Here is a 15,114-nt window from a genome sequence, read left to right on the forward strand (position 1 = left end):
GTGGTTGCCCGGCGGGGCAACCACCACGCGACTCAGGCTGGCGATCAGCCTGGCTCGATCGGACCGGCTGGGCGACAACGAGCGCGTGCGAGGCGCGGCCTGCTCAGCCGGCCGGCTTCTCGCTGTGGCCGCCGAACTGCTTGCGCATGGCCGAGAGGATCTTGTCGGAGTAGAGGGCCTCGCCGCGGGAGCTGAAGCGTTCGTAGAGAGAAGCCGTCAGCACGTGGGCGGGGACGCCCTCCTCGACGGCGGCCAGCACGGTCCAGCGGCCCTCGCCGGAGTCGGAGACCCGGCCGCCGAACTGGGCCAGCTCCGGGTCGTCGACCAGCGCGGCGGCGGTCAGGTCCAGCAGCCAGGACGCGACGACGCTCCCGCGCCGCCAAACCTCGGTGATCGCCGGCAGGTCGAGGTCGTACTGGTAGTACTCGGGGTGCGTGAGCGGGCTGGTCTCGGCGTCGTGCTCGCCGGCCAGCGCCTTGCCGATGTTGGCCTTGTTCAGCACGCCCAGGCCCTCGGCGAACGCGGCCATCATGCCGTACTCGATGCCGTTGTGGACCATCTTCACGAAGTGGCCGGCGCCGGGCGGGCCGCAGTGCAGGTAGCCCTGTTCGGCCGGGGTCGGCTCGCCGGACCGGCCGGGAGTGCGCTCCGCGGTGCCGATGCCGGGCGCGATGGTCGCGAAGAGCGGCTCCAGGTGCGAGACGACCTCGGGCTCGCCGCCGATCATCAGGCAGAAGCCGCGCTCCAGGCCGAAGACGCCGCCCGAGGTGCCGACGTCGACGTAGTGCAGGCCCTTGGCGTGCAGCGCCTTGGCCCGGTCGACGTCGTCCCGGTAGTAGGAGTTTCCGCCGTCGATGATGATGTCGCCTGGCTCGAACAGGTCGGCCAGCCTGAAGACGGTGTCGCCGGTCAGCCCGGCCGGGACCATCACCCAGGCCGCCCGCGGGGTGCTCAGCGCCGCGGCGAACTCCTCCAGCGTGGTGGTACCGGTGGCGCCCTCGGCCGCGAGCGCGGCGACGGCGTCCTTGTTGACGTCGTAGACGACGCATTCGTGCCCGGCCCGCTGCAGCCGGCGCACCAGGTTGGCGCCCATCCGGCCCAGGCCGATCATCCCCAGCTGCATGTTCGTCTCTCCGCTCGTCGCGCGTGTACCCACCCGAGTCCGCCGCCTACGGACCTACCACCACCGACGACCGGCTCCAAGCCGGTGCTGCCGTCACGATCGCCACAAACCGTGCTGCCACGCTGTGCTGCCACAGATGGTGCCGCGACAAACGGTGCCAGCCTCGGCACGTCCCGCACCACTGTGCCCCTCCACCGCCAGACCCCGCCAACCGGCCCCGCCGGAGGCGCTCGGTTCTTGATCCGATGGGCTGGGCGGGTGTAGACCCCGGGCTATGAGAGCGCCAGAGCGTGGCCGGCAGTGTGGCCGACGATGACCGCGCAGGACTCGATCTCCGCCCAGCCAAGCGTCGAGGCGCCGCGGCGGCAGTTCGTCAACGATCCCGATGCCATCGTGGAGGAGGCGTTGGAAGGCCTGGAAGCGGCCTATCCACGCCTGATCCGGTGGAACCGTGATCCCAGCTTCGTCGCCAGGGCCACGCCGGCGCCCGCCGGGCAGGTGGCAGTCCTCTCGGGCGGCGGGTCCGGGCACGAGCCGCTGCACGTCGGGATGGTCGGCGCGGGGATGCTCGACGCCGCCGTCCCGGGCGCGGTGTTCGCGAGCCCGACGGCCGGGCAGATCCTGGCCGCCACCCAGGCGGTGGCGGGCGGGGCCGGGGTGGTGCACGTCGTGAAGAACTACACCGGCGACGTGCTGAACTTCGAGATCGCCGCCGAGGTCGCCGCCGACGACGGGATCGAGGTGCGCCAGGTGCTGGTCGACGACGACCTGGCGACGACGTCCGCCACCGGCGACGGGCCGGGCCGGCGCGGAACCGCCGCGACCGTGGTCGTAGAGAAGATCGCGGGTGCGGCGGCCGCCGCTGGGGCTGACCTGGCCCGGGTCGCGGCGCTCGGGCAGCGGGTCGCCGCGACGTCACGGTCGATGGCCGTCGCGCTCGCGGCCGGTGCCCATCCGGGTGACCCGCGGCCGTCGTTCGAGCTGCCGCGCGACGAGGTCGAGTTCGGCGTCGGGATCCACGGGGAGCGGGGGGTCGGCCGGCGCGCCTTCGCTTCGGCCGACGAGCTGGCCGACCTGCTGGTCCGGCCGCTGGTCGCCGATCTCGCGATCGGTCGTGGCGACCGGGTTATCGCGATCACCAACGGCCTGGGATCGACGACCAACCTGGAGCTTGCGGTCATTCATCGGCGGGTCGCGACGATCCTCGCGGCGGCCGGCATCACGATCGAACGGGCGCTCGTCGGCCCGTACGTCACGTCGCTGGACATGGCCGGCTGTTCGGTGACGTTGACGAGAGCCGACGACGAGCTGATCGCGCTGTGGGACGCCCCGGTCCGCACGATCGCGTTGAGCTGGTGACCCCGGCCGGCCAGGCGCTGGACCCAGGGTGGCGGAGCGGCGCTGCTGGTGACAGGCGGTGCGCCGGAGGAGGCGAAGTGGACGGAACAGCGGTGGACACGAACGAAGGCCCAGACCAAGGCGTGACGGGCGTGACGGGCGAAGGTCCAGTGGCCGATGAACGGCGCGCCGAAGACCAGCCCGGTGGCCTGGACGTGGTGAGTGCGTGGGCGTGGGTGGAGGCGTTCCACCGGCGATTCTCGGCCGACGCCGCCGAACTCGGCGATCTCGACCGCCGAGCCGGTGACGGGGACTTCGGGAACAACATCCTGGCCGCGCTGCGGCGGGTCCGGGCCCGGCTCGAACAGACGCAGCCGACGACACCCGGCGCTGTGTTCCTCGGCGTCTCGCACGGGTTCCTGAACACCGGTGGTACGTCCGGCCCGCTGTTCGGGCTGTGGTTTCGCGGCATCGGCCGGGTCACGGACGGACCCGTGCTGACGCTCGCGCAGCTGGCGGCCGGCGTCGAGGCCGGCACCGCGACGGTCCAGCGCCTCGGCAAGGCGCGTCCCGGCGACAAGACCATGGTCGACGCGATGGTTCCCGCCGTGGGCGCGCTCGCCGCGGCCGTCGCGGACGGGCTGGATCTTCCCGACGGCGTCGCGCTCGCCGCCGAGGCCGCCCGCGGCGGCGCGCTGGCCACCGAGTCGCTGCGCGCCCGCCGTGGCCGGGCCTCGTACGTCGGAGATGTCGCCCGTGGTGTGCTCGACCCGGGCGCCCTCACCGTGGCGCTGTTCTTCGACTCCTGTCGCGGCTAGCCCTAGCACTAGCCCTTTCCCGGGCCCGCGCTGAATTGCCGGCCCGGGCTGGTCGCGAGGGCGGAAGGTCGGTTTTCTGACCGGTTGTCCAGCACCGTGCGGCGCGTGGCATATTCAGCCGTGCGCGGTCGCTCCGCGCCGCCTGATCTTGTGAGTCCGCACTGCTGGGGGGCACCACCGACGATGACCGACACCGGTGTTCCCCTGCAGGAGCGGCGTCCGGGCGACCCGGAGATGCTGGGCCGCCACCGGATCCTGGGCCGGCTCGGTGCCGGTGGCATGGGAGTCGTCTACCTGGCCGAAGGCCCGTTCGGGCAGGTGGCGGTCAAGCTCATCCGCGAGGACCTCGCCGACGACCCGGACTTCCGGCGCCGGTTCCAGCGCGAGGTCCAGGCCTGTTTCCGGGTCGGGGGTACGCGAACGGTCCGCCTGGTCGACTTCGAGCTGGCCGCGGCCCGTCCCTGGCTCGCGACCGAGTTCGTCGACGCGCTCAATCTTGCCGAGCACGTGCGCGAGCATGGCCCGCTAAGCGCCGACGAACAGCTTCTGCTGGGCGCCGGGCTCGCCGAGGCGTTGCTCTCGATTCACGCCACCGGCCTGATCCACCGTGACTTCAAACCGTCGAACGTGTTGTGGACGGCGCACGGTCCCAAGGTCATTGATTTCGGTATCGCCGCGGCGGCCGACGCGGCCGGTCTGACCTCGACCGGGCATTTCGTCGGCACGCCCGGCTGGCACTCGCCTGAGCAGGTCTCCGGCCAGGAGGTCACCGGCGCGGCGGACATCTTCGCCTGGGGCGGACTGCTCTGCTATGCCGCGACCGGGAAGCCGCCGTTCGGCAGCGGCACGCCGGAGCTGGTGCTGCACCGGGTCGCGGCGGCCGAACCGATCGTCGACCGCGAGCTGCTCGCGCCGGCCCTGCGCGAGCCGGTGGCCAGTGCCATGGCCCGGGATCCTTCGGCCCGGCCGACCGCCGCGGACCTGTATGCCGCCCTGATCGGCCCGGTACCGAGTGACGTCAACCTCCCGGTGACCCGGGTCCTGGTGTCCAAGCCGGGGGACACGCCCCCCGCCACCCCCGTCGCCGTGGCGCCGACACCCCCCTGGTCGGCGACCGTGGCTGCGGGCCAGGGTGCACCCGGGTCTCCCCGGCCGCGCCGGTCGCGCAAGCTGATCGCGGCGTTCGTGGTCGGTGGCGTGCTTCTGCTCGCCGCGGCCGGCACCATCGTGGGCCTCGTGGCGACCCGGGGTGGTGGTGGTGATGGTGGCACGCCGGCCAGCGCCGACACCTCGGCCGACTTCACGGCGGACGCGCCCTGGCGGATCACGATCGACGACCAGATCAACGGCAACGACCCCGAGGGCTGCGTGGTGACCGTCCTGGACGGCGACGGCGTGGAGCGCGGGAAGCTCGACGGGATCTACGGGCGCAAGACCTACCAGGTCTCCGTGCTCGGAGCGTTCCACTGGACGGTCAACAACGACGCCTGCGTCGTGACCCCCGAGAAGGGCGCGGGCGACGTGCCACTGCCCTTCGCCCAGCAGGCCTACGAGGGCGACACGCCGTCCTTCCAGGCGCAGGGCCCGATCTCGGTCGACCCCATCGACTTCGGCGACGCCGACAGCTGCGACCTCACCCTGCGGGCGGTCGACGGCCGGACGCTCGACTTCACCACGGCCCACAAGGGCGACGGCCCGGTCACGCTGGACCCCGGCGCCCCGACCGAGGTCTACCTGGCCGAGCCCGGCTGCGGCATCAAGATCACGGCGGCCGGGTAGCCCATCGGCTATCTGGAGACGGCCGTCGACCTCGCGATCGCGCCGCTGGTCGCGGCCGCCTGAGCTTCCGGCTGGCTCGCGAGACGACCTGGCTGACGCGCGGCCGGCGGCCGGTCAGGCCTGCTGGGCCTCGCCGGAGGGGTTCAGCATCCCGAGCAGGCGGTCGAGGAACGTGACCTGGCCCCGGACGAGCTTGGTCCGGGCGGTCGCCACGTCGAACCAGGCGACCCGGTCGATCTCGGGAAAGGCTTGGACCCGGCCCGAGCCGCGCGGCCACTCCAGCTCGAAGGTGTTGCTGACGGCCGTCGCCGGGTCGAACTCGCCGCGCACCGCGAACGCCGTCACGATCTTGCCGGTGGACTGGCGGGCCTCACCGAGCTCCAGCCACGCACCCGCCGGTGGCGGCGAGCCGAGCTCCTCGGCGAACTCCCGCGCGGCGGCCAGCCGCAGGTCCTCGCCGGGCTCGGTCTCGCCCTTCGGGATCGACCAGGCCCCCGCGTCCTTGCGCGCCCAGAACGGCCCACCCATGTGGCCGATCAGCACCTCCGGGCCACCGTCGACAACCCGGAACAGCAGCAGCCCGGCGCTGACAACCCGACCCCTGCCGGCCCCACCGCCGCTCACAGAGTCTCTGGTTCGCTCCGTCGCTTCGCTCACAGGCCGTAGGTCTCCAGCAGTCGAAGCCAGACCTCGCTGACCGTGGGGAACGAGGGGACGGCGTGCCAGAGCCGCTCCAGCGGCACCTCGCCCACGATCGCGATCGTCGCCGAGTGCAGGAGCTCCTGGACGTCCTGACCGGTGAAGGTGGCGCCGACGAGCACGCGGCGTTCCTCGTCGACGACCAGCTGGGAGGTGCCGACCAGGCCGACCCCCCGGACCGAGGAACCGGCGACGCCGCTGGTCGGCACCGAGACGGCCCGGACCGGCAGGCCGGCCTCGCGGGCGGCCTGCTCGGTCAGCCCGACGGCCGCGACCTGCGGGTCGGTGAACGTGACGCGAGGGATGAGGCGCTCGCCCGCGACCTCGACGGGCACGGCGCCCGCCGCGTCCCGGCGGCCGGCGACGAGGTCGGCGACCAGCCGGCCCTGGTACTTGCCCATATGGGTCAGCAGCGCCCGGCCGTTCACGTCGCCGATCGCGTACAGCCAGCTCTGGCCGCCCTGTTCTGTCGGGCCGTCCGCGTCGGTGGCCGGCTGCGCGCCGACCGCGCGCAGGCTGTTGTCGACGGTGACCGGGCGGCCGGGAGTCAGGCCGACGGTCTCCAGGCCCAGATCCTCGGTGGCGGGCCGGCGGCCGACGGCGACCAGGATCTCGTCGGCCGTCAGCTCGTCGCCGTTGTCGAGGGTCACCACGACGGGCGGCCGCCGATGCTCGCTGGAAGAGGCGGCCCCCGACCCGGCGGCATCGGCCCGCCGGACGGCGGTGACGCGGCAGCCGGTGCGCACGGTGATGCCTTCGGCCTCGAACGCGGCGCCGACCTCGTCGCCGGCGAACGGCTCCTCACGCGCGAGCAGCCGGGGCTGGCCCTCGATGATGCTCACCTCGGCCGTACCGAGCCGGCGGAACCCCTGAGCGAGCTCGGTACCGACCGCCCCACCGCCCAGCACCACCAGCCGGCGCGGAACGATGGTCGCCCCGGTGGCACTCCGGTTGTCCCACGGCTCGACGTCGGCGAGGCCGGGAATCGGCGGCATGAACGCCTTCGTCCCGGTCGCCAGCACTACCGCCTTGCGGGCCGCGAGCCGCCGGATCGTCCCGGCCGGCGCGCCCTCGTCCGGCTGGATCACGTCGGCGGTGTCGACGTCCACCCGCAGCGGGCCGGCCAGCCGGCCGCGGCCGCGCACCAGCGTGACTCCGCGGTCGAGCAGCCACGGCACCGCGCCCTCGTCCGAGTAGCCGCCGACCATCTCGTCCCGCCTGGCGAACGCGGCCGGGGTGTCGATCTCGCCGGTCACCGCGCTCGCGGCGCCGGGCACCCGGCGCGCCGCCGCGATCACGTCTCCCGGCCGCAGCAGCGTCTTGCTCGGGATGCACCCCCAGTAGGAGCACTCACCGCCGACGCGCTCCCGCTCGACGACGGCCACCGACAGCCCGGCCTCGGCCGCGCGGCCGGCGACCACCTCACCCGCCGGCCCGGCCCCGATCACGATGAGGTCGAAGACCTCCGGGTCTGGCCCGTTCGCGACTGCGCTCATGTCACCCCGTTCGCCCTGGCTGTTGCCGAGATCGACCGTTCCACGACCGTGACCGTAAGGCCTGGGCGCGCCGCGGCGGCGCAGGCTGCCCGGAGCCTCGTCAGGTGGCGCGACGACCGTCCGGCTGGCCGCCCGGTCAGGAGGCCAGGTCGGTCATGGTGCCTGGTGCGGCGCCGTCGGGGTGGGACGGGCCGGCGGCGCCGTTGCTGGACACCCGGGTGATCGAGCTGACGACGGCGCGGCGGGCGGCGCGCAGGCTCGCCGCGGCGGTGGCCGCCGCCGAGGTCGCGGCCGAGGCGACGGTGACGCCGGTGATGGGAACCGTGTCGTCCAGGTCGACGTCGGCGGGAACGGGCGTCGCCGGCTGCGGGCGGGCGGTGGCGCGCACGGACGGCAGCCGGCGGGCATCCGGCGCCGCGCGCCGGGTCACGTCCGCCGTGGCGTCGTCGGCTTCCTCCTGGGACGCGCGCTCGGCGGCGACGCGGGCCTCGTACAGCTCGATCTCGGCGCGGATTCGCGCCTCGTCCCAGCCGAGCACCGGGGCGACCAGCTCCGCGACCGGGCCGGCGGCGGCCAGGCCCCGGTCCGCCGCCTCGAAGGAGATGCGGGTGCGGCGGGTCAGCACGTCCTCCAGCCGCAGCGCGCCCTCGTGCGTCACCGCGTACAGCGCCTCGACGGCGAGGTACGCCTCCGCGCCGGGCAGCGCCGCGCCGAGGCTCGGCTCGGCGACGACCAGGTCGACGAGCTCCTCGGTCAGCGTCCCGTACCGGCGCAGCAGGTGCTCGATCCGGGCGACGTGCAGGCCGGCGCGCTCCGCGAGCCGCTCGCGGGCGTTCCACAGCGCCTGGTACCCGTCGGCGCCGAGCAGCGGGGTCTTGTCGGTGCACGACGGCGGCACCACCCGGGTCAGCCCGGCGACCGCCGCGTCCACCGCGTCCTCGGCCATCACCCGGTACGTCGTGTACTTCCCGCCGGCGACCGTCGTCAGCCCCGGCGCGGCGGCGATGACGGCGTGCTCGCGGGACAGCTGCGCGGTGTCCTCGGACTCGCCGGCCAGCAGCGGGCGCAGGCCGGCGTAGACGCCGACGATGTCGTCCCGGGTGAGCGGGCTGCGCAGCACCCGGTTGAGCTGGTCGAGCAGATAGTCGATGTCGGCCCGGGTCGCCGCCGGGTGGGCGAGGTCGAGCTCCCAGTCGGTGTCGGTGGTGCCGATGATCCAGTGGGTGCCCCAGGGGATGACGAACAGCACGCTGCGCTCGGTCCGCAGGATCAGCCCGGTGGTGCCCTGCAGCCGGTCGCGCGGGACGACCAGGTGCACGCCCTTCGACGCTCGCACGGAGACCGTTCCCCGGGCGCCCCGGCCGCCGCCGAGCAGCGCGTGCAGGTCGTCGGTCCAGACCCCGGTGGCGCCGATCGTCTGGCGGGCCCTGACCCGGATCTCGGCGCCGTCCGGCGACTCCAGGTCGCGCACGACCGCGCCGGTCACCCGGTCCTCCTCCCGCAGCAGCCCGACGACCGGCGCGGACGTCACGACCGCGGCGCCGTACCTGGCCGCGGTGCGGCCGACGAACATCGTGTGCCGGGCGTCGTCGACCTGCCCGTCCCAGTACTGGATCGCGCCGACCAGGGCGTCCGACCGCAGCGCCGGGAACTCGCGCAACGCCGCCTTGCGGGTCAGATGCCGGTGCATCGGCAGGCCGCCGGAGTGCTGTGTGCCGGGAGCTGGGCTGATCCGGGCAAGGCCCTGGCCCAGGGTGTCGTAGAGCAGCACGCCGCTGCCGATGTAGGCCCGCTCCCAGCCGTGGTGCGTCAGCGGCAGCAGGAACGGCACCGGGCGGACCAGGTGCGGGGCCAGCGTCTCCAGCAGCAGGGTCCGCTCCCGCAACGCCTCGCGGACCAGCGCGCCGTTGAGCTGCTCCAGGTAGCGCAGCCCGCCGTGGATCAGCTTGCTGGACCGGCTGGACGTGCCCGCCGCGAGGTCGCGGGCCTCGACGAGGGCGACGGACAGGCCGCGGGCCGCCGCGTCCAGCGCGGTGCCGGCGCCGGTGACGCCGCCGCCGATGACGAGCACGTCGAACGTCTCGGTGGCGAGGCGCCGCAGCGCCTCGGCGCGCTGCGCCGGCCCGAGCCGACCGCCGGCCGTGGCGATCGGCGGGACGGCGGCGGCGTCGGGGACGAAGCCGTCCGAAGGGTCCGTGCCGGGCATCGGGGGTACCTCCTACGGATACCTGTGCGGCCGAGAGCGGGTTCGGGGCGTGGTCCCCGCCAGCCACCATCGTGCCGGGCGGGTGTGACAACTGCCCCCGCGGCGGATCGGAGACGCGGTGATGTACGCCGCTGTTGGGCTGGTGTCCCGGACCTGGTAACCAACCGGCCGAACCGAGCCCTTCAGCGCCTGCATCTTGCGCCCTTCCGGTGGATGATCGCGGTGTCGGCCAGCCAGCCGTCGCGTCATCTGTTACTTATGGGTAACCTATGACCCGCCGGCCGACGCCCCGGCACCGCCCGGCGGCGGTGCCGCGCACCCGGGAGCGAGCACCCATGGATCTGACGTTCACCCCGCAGGAGGAGCAGTTCCGTTCGGAGCTGCGGAGCTGGCTCGAGGCCAACATTCCTCCGGAGTGGCGCGAACCCGTCTTCTGGGAGCGGATCCCCGCGGACGAGGGCTTCGAGCTGCGCCGTGACTGGGAGCGGCGCAAGGCCGCGGCCGGGTTCGCCGGCATCGCCTGGCCCACCGAGTACGGCGGCCGCGGTGGCACGCCCGGGATGAAGGCGATCTACGACGAGGAGATGGCGCTCGCCAGCGCGCCGGAGTCGGCCAACGCGCTGGGCCTGACGTTCCTCGCGCCGACGGTCATGGCGGTCGGCTCCGATGAGCAGAAGCGGGACATCATCGGCCCGATGCTGCGCAACGAGGTGATCTGGTGCCAGGGCTTCTCCGAGCCGGGCGCCGGCTCGGACCTTGCCGCGCTGCGCACCTCCGGCCGGCTGGAGGGCGACGAGTTCGTCGTCAACGGCCAGAAGATCTGGACCACCAACGCCATGCACGGCGACAAGCTGTTCACCCTGGTGCGGACCGAGCCCGGTAGCCAGTCCCACCGTGGCATCTCGATGCTGCTCATCGACATGCACCAGGAGGGTGTCGAGGCTCGTCCGCTCAAGCAGATCAGCGGGGCATCCGAGTTCGGCGAGGTGTTCTTCACCGACGCCCGGGTCAAGGTGTCCGACTGCGTCGGCGGAGTCGGCAACGGCTGGAAGACCGCGATGATGCTGCTTTCCTTCGAGCGCGGCGCCTCCGGCATCTCCCAGTACGCCCAGTTCCGGCGCGGCTACGACGAGATCGTCGCCGCCGCCCGTGTGCTCGGCCGGGACACCGACCCGACGCTGCGCCGCGAGCTCGCCAGCCGGCTCGTCGAGCTGGAGTGCCTGCGCTACCACGCGATGCACGTGCTCACCCAGGTCGAGCAGGGCCATGACCTCGGCTCCGAGTCCTCGATCACCAAGCTGCAGTGGTCGGAGACCTACCAGAAGCTGTTCGAGACGTTCGACCGTCTGCTCGGCGTCGACGGCGTCCTCACCTCGCCGGTCGAGGGCCTGGACCTGAGCGCCCTACAGCACGAGGCGTTCTGGACCCGGTCGGTGACGATCTGGGGTGGCTCGTCGCAGGTCCAGCGCAACATCGTCGCCGAGCGCGTGCTCGGCCTGCCGCGGTAAGGGGAGTGTCACCGTGTTCTTCGCGCTGACCGATGAGCAGCGGGCGCTCGCCGAGACCGTCCGCGACTACCTCGCGGACCGGTTCGACCTGACGGCCGTCCGGGCCGTCTTCGAGGACGCCGCCGGTGACGGCCACCCGGCCGACCTGTGGAAGGCGTTCGGCGAGCAGGGCTGGCTCGCGGTGCTCGTGCCCGAGGAGAACGACGGGCTGGGCCTCGGCCTGCTGGACGCGCAGGTCATCGCCCGCGCGCTCGGGGCCGGCGCGGTGCCCGGGCCGTGGCTGGCGACTGTGCTCGCCGGCGAGGCGGTCCGGCTCGCCGGCTCCGCCGAGCAGCGCGCCGCCCTGCTCGGCCCGCTCGCCGCCGGTGAACTGGTCGCGACGGTCGCGCTGCGCGCTCCCGGCAGGGCGTTCGACGTGTCCGGTGTGGGCGTCACCGCCGACGCCGACGGGCGGCTGACCGGGACGGCCTCGCCGGTCGAGTACCCGGCGGTCGCGCGCCTCGCGGTCGTCGCGGCCACGGAGCCTGACGGTGGGGTCGGCCTCTACCTCGTAGAACCGACCGCGCCGGGGGTGACCGTCGCCCCGCACGCCAGCTACGACGCCACGACGAGGCTCGGCGGCCTGACGTTCGCCGCGGCCGCCGGCGAGCGGCTGGCGGGCTCCAGCGCCGAGGTGCTCGCCGACCTGAACCGGCGCGGCGCGGTGCTCACCGCCGCCGACCTCGTCGGGTCCGCGCGGGCCGCGATCACCCGGACCGTGGAGTACGACAAGACCCGGGTCCAGTTCGGCAAGGCGGTCGGTAGCTTCCAGGCGATCAAGCACACCCTTGCCGACCTGCACGTCGCGGTCCTGATGGCCGAGCACGCCTCGCTGTACGCCGCGCACGCGCTCGACGAGGCCCTGCCCGACGCCGAGCTCGCGGTCGCGGTCGCCAAGGCCAAGGCCAACGACGCCGCCAGCACCGCGACCGCCGCGATGATCCAGTACCACGGCGGCATCGGCTTCACCTGGGAGCACGAGGCCCACTTCTTCTACAAGCGGGCCAAGCGCCTCGTCGGCACCTTCGGCGACACGGGCCAGCACCTGGATCGCGTCGCCGCGCTCAGCCTCGATGGGGCGGCAGAGGCCTAGGAGCCGAGCGGAGCCGCCCGCGAGGGCCGAGTCGGTCTTCAGGCCGTGAGGACCTGCCCGGTCGGCTCGACGGCGCGCGGCACGGTGGTGGCGGTCGCCTTGCGGCGATAGGGGCCGACCAGGAGCCAGGCGGCGACGGCGGCGATGGCCGCGAGGGTGACGAGACCGGACTCGCCGGCGATGTACGCGAGCGCGACCGGTGACGCGGTCACGGCCGTGGTCGACAGATAGTCGAGAGCGGTGTTGACCATGTTGTGGGCGACCGCGACCGGCCAGATGCTCGCGCTGGCGTCCCGCAGCCACGCGTAGAACACGCCGGCGAAGGTGATCGCGAGTACGACGACCGGAGTGACCACCCAACGGCTGCCGTCGGTGTCGTAGCTGGCGGTGAGGGTCAGGATCGGGACGTGGAAGAGGCCGTGCAGGAACCCGGTGGCCAGGGCGGCTCGCCGGCGCGGCAGCAGGGACTGCAACCGCGGCAGCAGGAACCCGCGCCAGCCGATCTCCTCACCGAGGATGACGACGGTGAACACGACAGCCTCGAGGAACAGATCGGGCAGTGTGAGGGCGAGTTCGTGGAACCTGACCAGTCCCGCGGCCCAGGCGACCAGGTAGGGGATCAGGACGACGGCGGCGGGGAGCGCGAGGGCCGCCGGCCACAACCGCCAGCCTGGCCGGTTGAAGCCGACGCCGGCCCAGATCTCGCGTCGGTGGCCGCGCCGCGTGAACCCGAAGGTGATCACAACCACCGCGAGGGTCGGAACGAGGATCGACAGTAGTGGCGCCGGCCCGTCCCGACCCGGGAACAGCAGCGCGAGGACTACTTCGGCGGCGAAGACGAGACCTGTGAAGAGCGCGGCCTGACGGGCCGCGACGGAGCGGGGAATCATGATTCTCTCCGGGCTCGGGGTCGACCTGAGGATCAGGCGTCGACCGACTGCCCAAAGGATCACCGTCCCGGCCCACCCGGCACATCGGGCGCGGGTCGCCCGCTCGGTCACCCGTGGGATGACCTCCGTGGCGGCGACATCATCCTCGCGAACGATTCGGCCGGTGGGTACCCGCGCATACGCTCCGGCCGTGGCCGTACCGACTGTTGTGGAACCCGTCCGGGTGCGGGCCGACTCGGGGGTGTCCACGACCCGCGCGAGAGCCGGGGCGGCGCTCAGGTCGCTTCGCCCGCGCGGATGGGACGGACCGATCGCGGTCGTCGTCACCGTGCTGATTGCTTATGCGGTCGCGCACGTGGCCTGGCGCCAGACCGGTTTCGGCAAGCCCGACGCCCTGACGGTCGCGCTCTCGGTCGCGGCGACCTCGATGATGGCGTGGCGGCGGACGTTTCCGCTGATCGCGGTCACGGTCTGCACGACGGCCATCGTGATCATTACGGCGCGGGGAAACGACGTCACTGATGCCTTGCCGTTCGTCGCGTGCGCCCTGCTGCTGTCGCTCGCCTACCACCGTGCCCCGCGGTTCTCGGCGGCTGGTCTCGGCGTCGCCGTGGTCGGCTTCACGATCGTCGTGCTGTGCCATCCACCGGGTCTGGGCCGCGACAACGTCGGCTGGACGTTCGGCATCATCGGGGCGTCCTACCTGACTGGCCGGCTGCTGCGGGACCGGCGGGCAATGCTGGTGGCCCGAGCCGAGACCGCCGAACAACGCGCGGCCGCCGAGGCGGACCGGGTGGCTCTCCTGGTGTCGGCGGAAAAGCTGCGGATCGCGCGGGAGCTGCACGACATCCTCTCCCACACCGTCAGCGTCATCGCCGTGCAGGCAACCGTCGGCGATCATCTCGCCCAGACCGACCCGGCCGCCGCCCGCCGTTCCCTGGGAATCATCGGAGCGACCAGTCGCGGCGCGCTCGGGGAGCTGCGTCGGCTGCTCGCGGTCCTACGCGACGAGGGGAATCCGGACCCTGAGGCGACCGTCCCCGCGCACACGCTGGCCGACGTGGAACAACTCATCCGCCGAGTCGAGGATTCGGGACTGACGGTGCGGTTCCGTACCGAGGGAATACCTCGGGCGTTGTCGTCGGCGGCCGAGGTCTGCGCGTACCGGATTCTTCAGGAAGCCCTCACCAACGTCATCAGGCACGCCCGGGACGCGACGGCTGAGGTGGTCCTCGCCTACCAGCCCGATGCCCTCGTCCTGACCGTCACGGATGACGGCGATGGCAAGACGGTCGCGCCGCCGCGCGCGGGTCATGGAATCACCGGGATGCGGGAACGCACCACCCTGTTCGGCGGTACCTTCGCCGCGGCTCCGCGTGCCGGCGGTGGCTTCCAGGTCCGCGCCGAACTGCCCGACGGGGAGCCTCAGTGATCAGGGTCGGTATAGCCGAGGACCAGGAACTGGTCCGCAGCGGCTTCGTCGCCCTGTTGAACTCCGCCGACGACATCGAGGTCGTGGCCGAGGCGGCCGACGGGCTGGCGGGAGTGGACCTTGCCCGCCGGTACCGGCCTGACGTGCTACTCATGGACATTCGGATGCCCCACCTCGACGGCGTGGAAGCGACCCGACGCATCGTCGCGGAACCGGTGACCGCACGGACCCGCGTGCTGATCCTGACCACCTTCGACGCCGATCGTTACGTGCACGACGCGCTGCGGGCGGGCGCGAGCGGGTTCCTGCTCAAGGACGTCACCGCGGCCGATCTGCTGACGGCGGTGCACGTCGTCGCGGCCGGCGAGGCGCTGCTGGCGCCACGCATCACCCGCCGGCTCATCGCCCACTTCACCGAGACGCCGGTGCCGTCCGCGGGCAGTCTTGAGCTCGTATCCCGGCTCACGCCCCGGGAACGGGAGCTGCTCGTCGCCGTGGCCCAGGGCCTGTCGAACGCCGAGATCTCCCAGCAGCTGTTCATCAGCATGGCGACGACGAAGACCCACGTCAGCCACCTGCTCGAGAAACTCGGTGCGCGAGACCGCGTCCAGCTGACGATTCTCGCCTATGAGACAGGGGTGGTTCGTCCAGGTCATGGGGCGGACGTCACCCGCTGACCGGCCCGCTGACCAG

The 15,114-nt window shown here is 73.0% G+C and carries 12 protein-coding genes; 7 read left to right on the forward strand and 5 right to left on the reverse strand.

From position 1 onward, the window contains the following. Positions 1–103: 103 nt before the first annotated feature. Positions 104–1,123 (reverse strand): phosphogluconate dehydrogenase (NAD(+)-dependent, decarboxylating), encoded by a 1,020-nt coding sequence (gene gnd, locus I6A60_RS20780; RefSeq protein ID WP_203019531.1) that lies wholly within the window; start codon positions 1,121–1,123, stop codon positions 104–106. Between the two features lie 312 nt (positions 1,124–1,435). Between gnd and I6A60_RS20785 the strand changes: the two genes are divergently transcribed. The 3 genes from I6A60_RS20785 to I6A60_RS20795 all read left to right on the forward strand — a co-directional run bounded on the left by I6A60_RS20785 (position 1,436) and on the right by I6A60_RS20795 (position 5,058). Continuing rightward, positions 1,436–2,482, forward strand: coding sequence for a dihydroxyacetone kinase subunit DhaK (locus tag I6A60_RS20785; RefSeq protein ID WP_203019533.1), 1,047 nt, complete (start codon positions 1,436–1,438; stop codon positions 2,480–2,482). Between the two features lie 77 nt (positions 2,483–2,559). After that, the gene (gene dhaL / locus I6A60_RS20790; RefSeq protein WP_203019536.1) at positions 2,560–3,279 is read left to right on the forward strand and encodes a dihydroxyacetone kinase subunit DhaL; all 720 of its coding nucleotides are present in this window, start codon (positions 2,560–2,562) and stop codon (positions 3,277–3,279) included. Between the two features lie 183 nt (positions 3,280–3,462). Beyond that, a complete protein-coding gene (locus I6A60_RS20795; RefSeq protein ID WP_203019540.1) occupies positions 3,463–5,058 on the forward strand; it encodes a serine/threonine-protein kinase in 1,596 nt (531 codons plus the stop codon). Positions 5,059–5,172: 114 nt separating this feature from the next. Here I6A60_RS20795 and I6A60_RS20800 read toward each other — a convergent pair whose 3' ends face one another. The 3 genes from I6A60_RS20800 to I6A60_RS20810 all read right to left on the reverse strand — a co-directional run bounded on the left by I6A60_RS20800 (position 5,173) and on the right by I6A60_RS20810 (position 9,459). Continuing rightward, positions 5,173–5,682 carry an NUDIX domain-containing protein gene (locus I6A60_RS20800; protein WP_203019542.1) on the reverse strand — a complete coding sequence of 170 codons (510 nt, stop codon included), beginning with the start codon at positions 5,680–5,682 and terminating at the stop codon, positions 5,173–5,175. 29 nt (positions 5,683–5,711) lie between these two features. After that, a complete protein-coding gene (locus tag I6A60_RS20805; RefSeq protein WP_203055672.1) occupies positions 5,712–7,253 on the reverse strand; it encodes an NAD(P)/FAD-dependent oxidoreductase in 1,542 nt (513 codons plus the stop codon). Between the two features lie 136 nt (positions 7,254–7,389). Next, entirely contained in the window at positions 7,390–9,459 is a 2,070-nt protein-coding gene (locus I6A60_RS20810; protein ID WP_203021515.1) for a glycerol-3-phosphate dehydrogenase/oxidase, read from the reverse strand. A 335-nt stretch (positions 9,460–9,794) separates the two neighbouring features. On the opposite strand from I6A60_RS20810, the gene I6A60_RS20815 reads away from it, so the two are divergent. Together I6A60_RS20815 and I6A60_RS20820 are read left to right on the forward strand one after the other, a co-directional pair. Beyond that, on the forward strand, positions 9,795–10,967 hold the full coding sequence (locus I6A60_RS20815) for an acyl-CoA dehydrogenase family protein (protein ID WP_203021516.1): 1,173 nt from the start codon (positions 9,795–9,797) through the stop codon (positions 10,965–10,967). Positions 10,968–10,980: 13 nt separating this feature from the next. Continuing rightward, complete coding sequence (locus I6A60_RS20820) at positions 10,981–12,099, forward strand: acyl-CoA dehydrogenase family protein (protein ID WP_203021517.1); 1,119 nt, start codon at positions 10,981–10,983, stop codon at positions 12,097–12,099. Positions 12,100–12,137: 38 nt separating this feature from the next. On the opposite strand, the gene I6A60_RS20825 is transcribed toward I6A60_RS20820, so the two are convergent. Then, entirely contained in the window at positions 12,138–12,989 is an 852-nt protein-coding gene (locus I6A60_RS20825) for a CPBP family intramembrane glutamic endopeptidase (protein WP_203021518.1), read from the reverse strand. A gap of 736 nt (positions 12,990–13,725) precedes the next feature. Between I6A60_RS20825 and I6A60_RS44105 the strand changes: the two genes are divergently transcribed. Continuing rightward, positions 13,726–14,421: a sensor histidine kinase gene (locus I6A60_RS44105; RefSeq protein WP_238435884.1), complete on the forward strand. Its 696-nt coding sequence runs from the start codon at positions 13,726–13,728 to the stop codon at positions 14,419–14,421. Beyond that, positions 14,418–15,098, forward strand: coding sequence for a response regulator transcription factor (locus I6A60_RS20835; RefSeq protein ID WP_203021520.1), 681 nt, complete (start codon positions 14,418–14,420; stop codon positions 15,096–15,098). Before I6A60_RS44105 ends, I6A60_RS20835 begins: the two co-directional genes overlap by 4 nt. Positions 15,099–15,114 lie beyond the last annotated feature (16 nt).

Source organism: Frankia sp. AgB1.9 (assembly GCF_016786355.1).
Classification (GTDB): domain Bacteria; phylum Actinomycetota; class Actinomycetes; order Frankiales; family Frankiaceae; genus Pseudofrankia.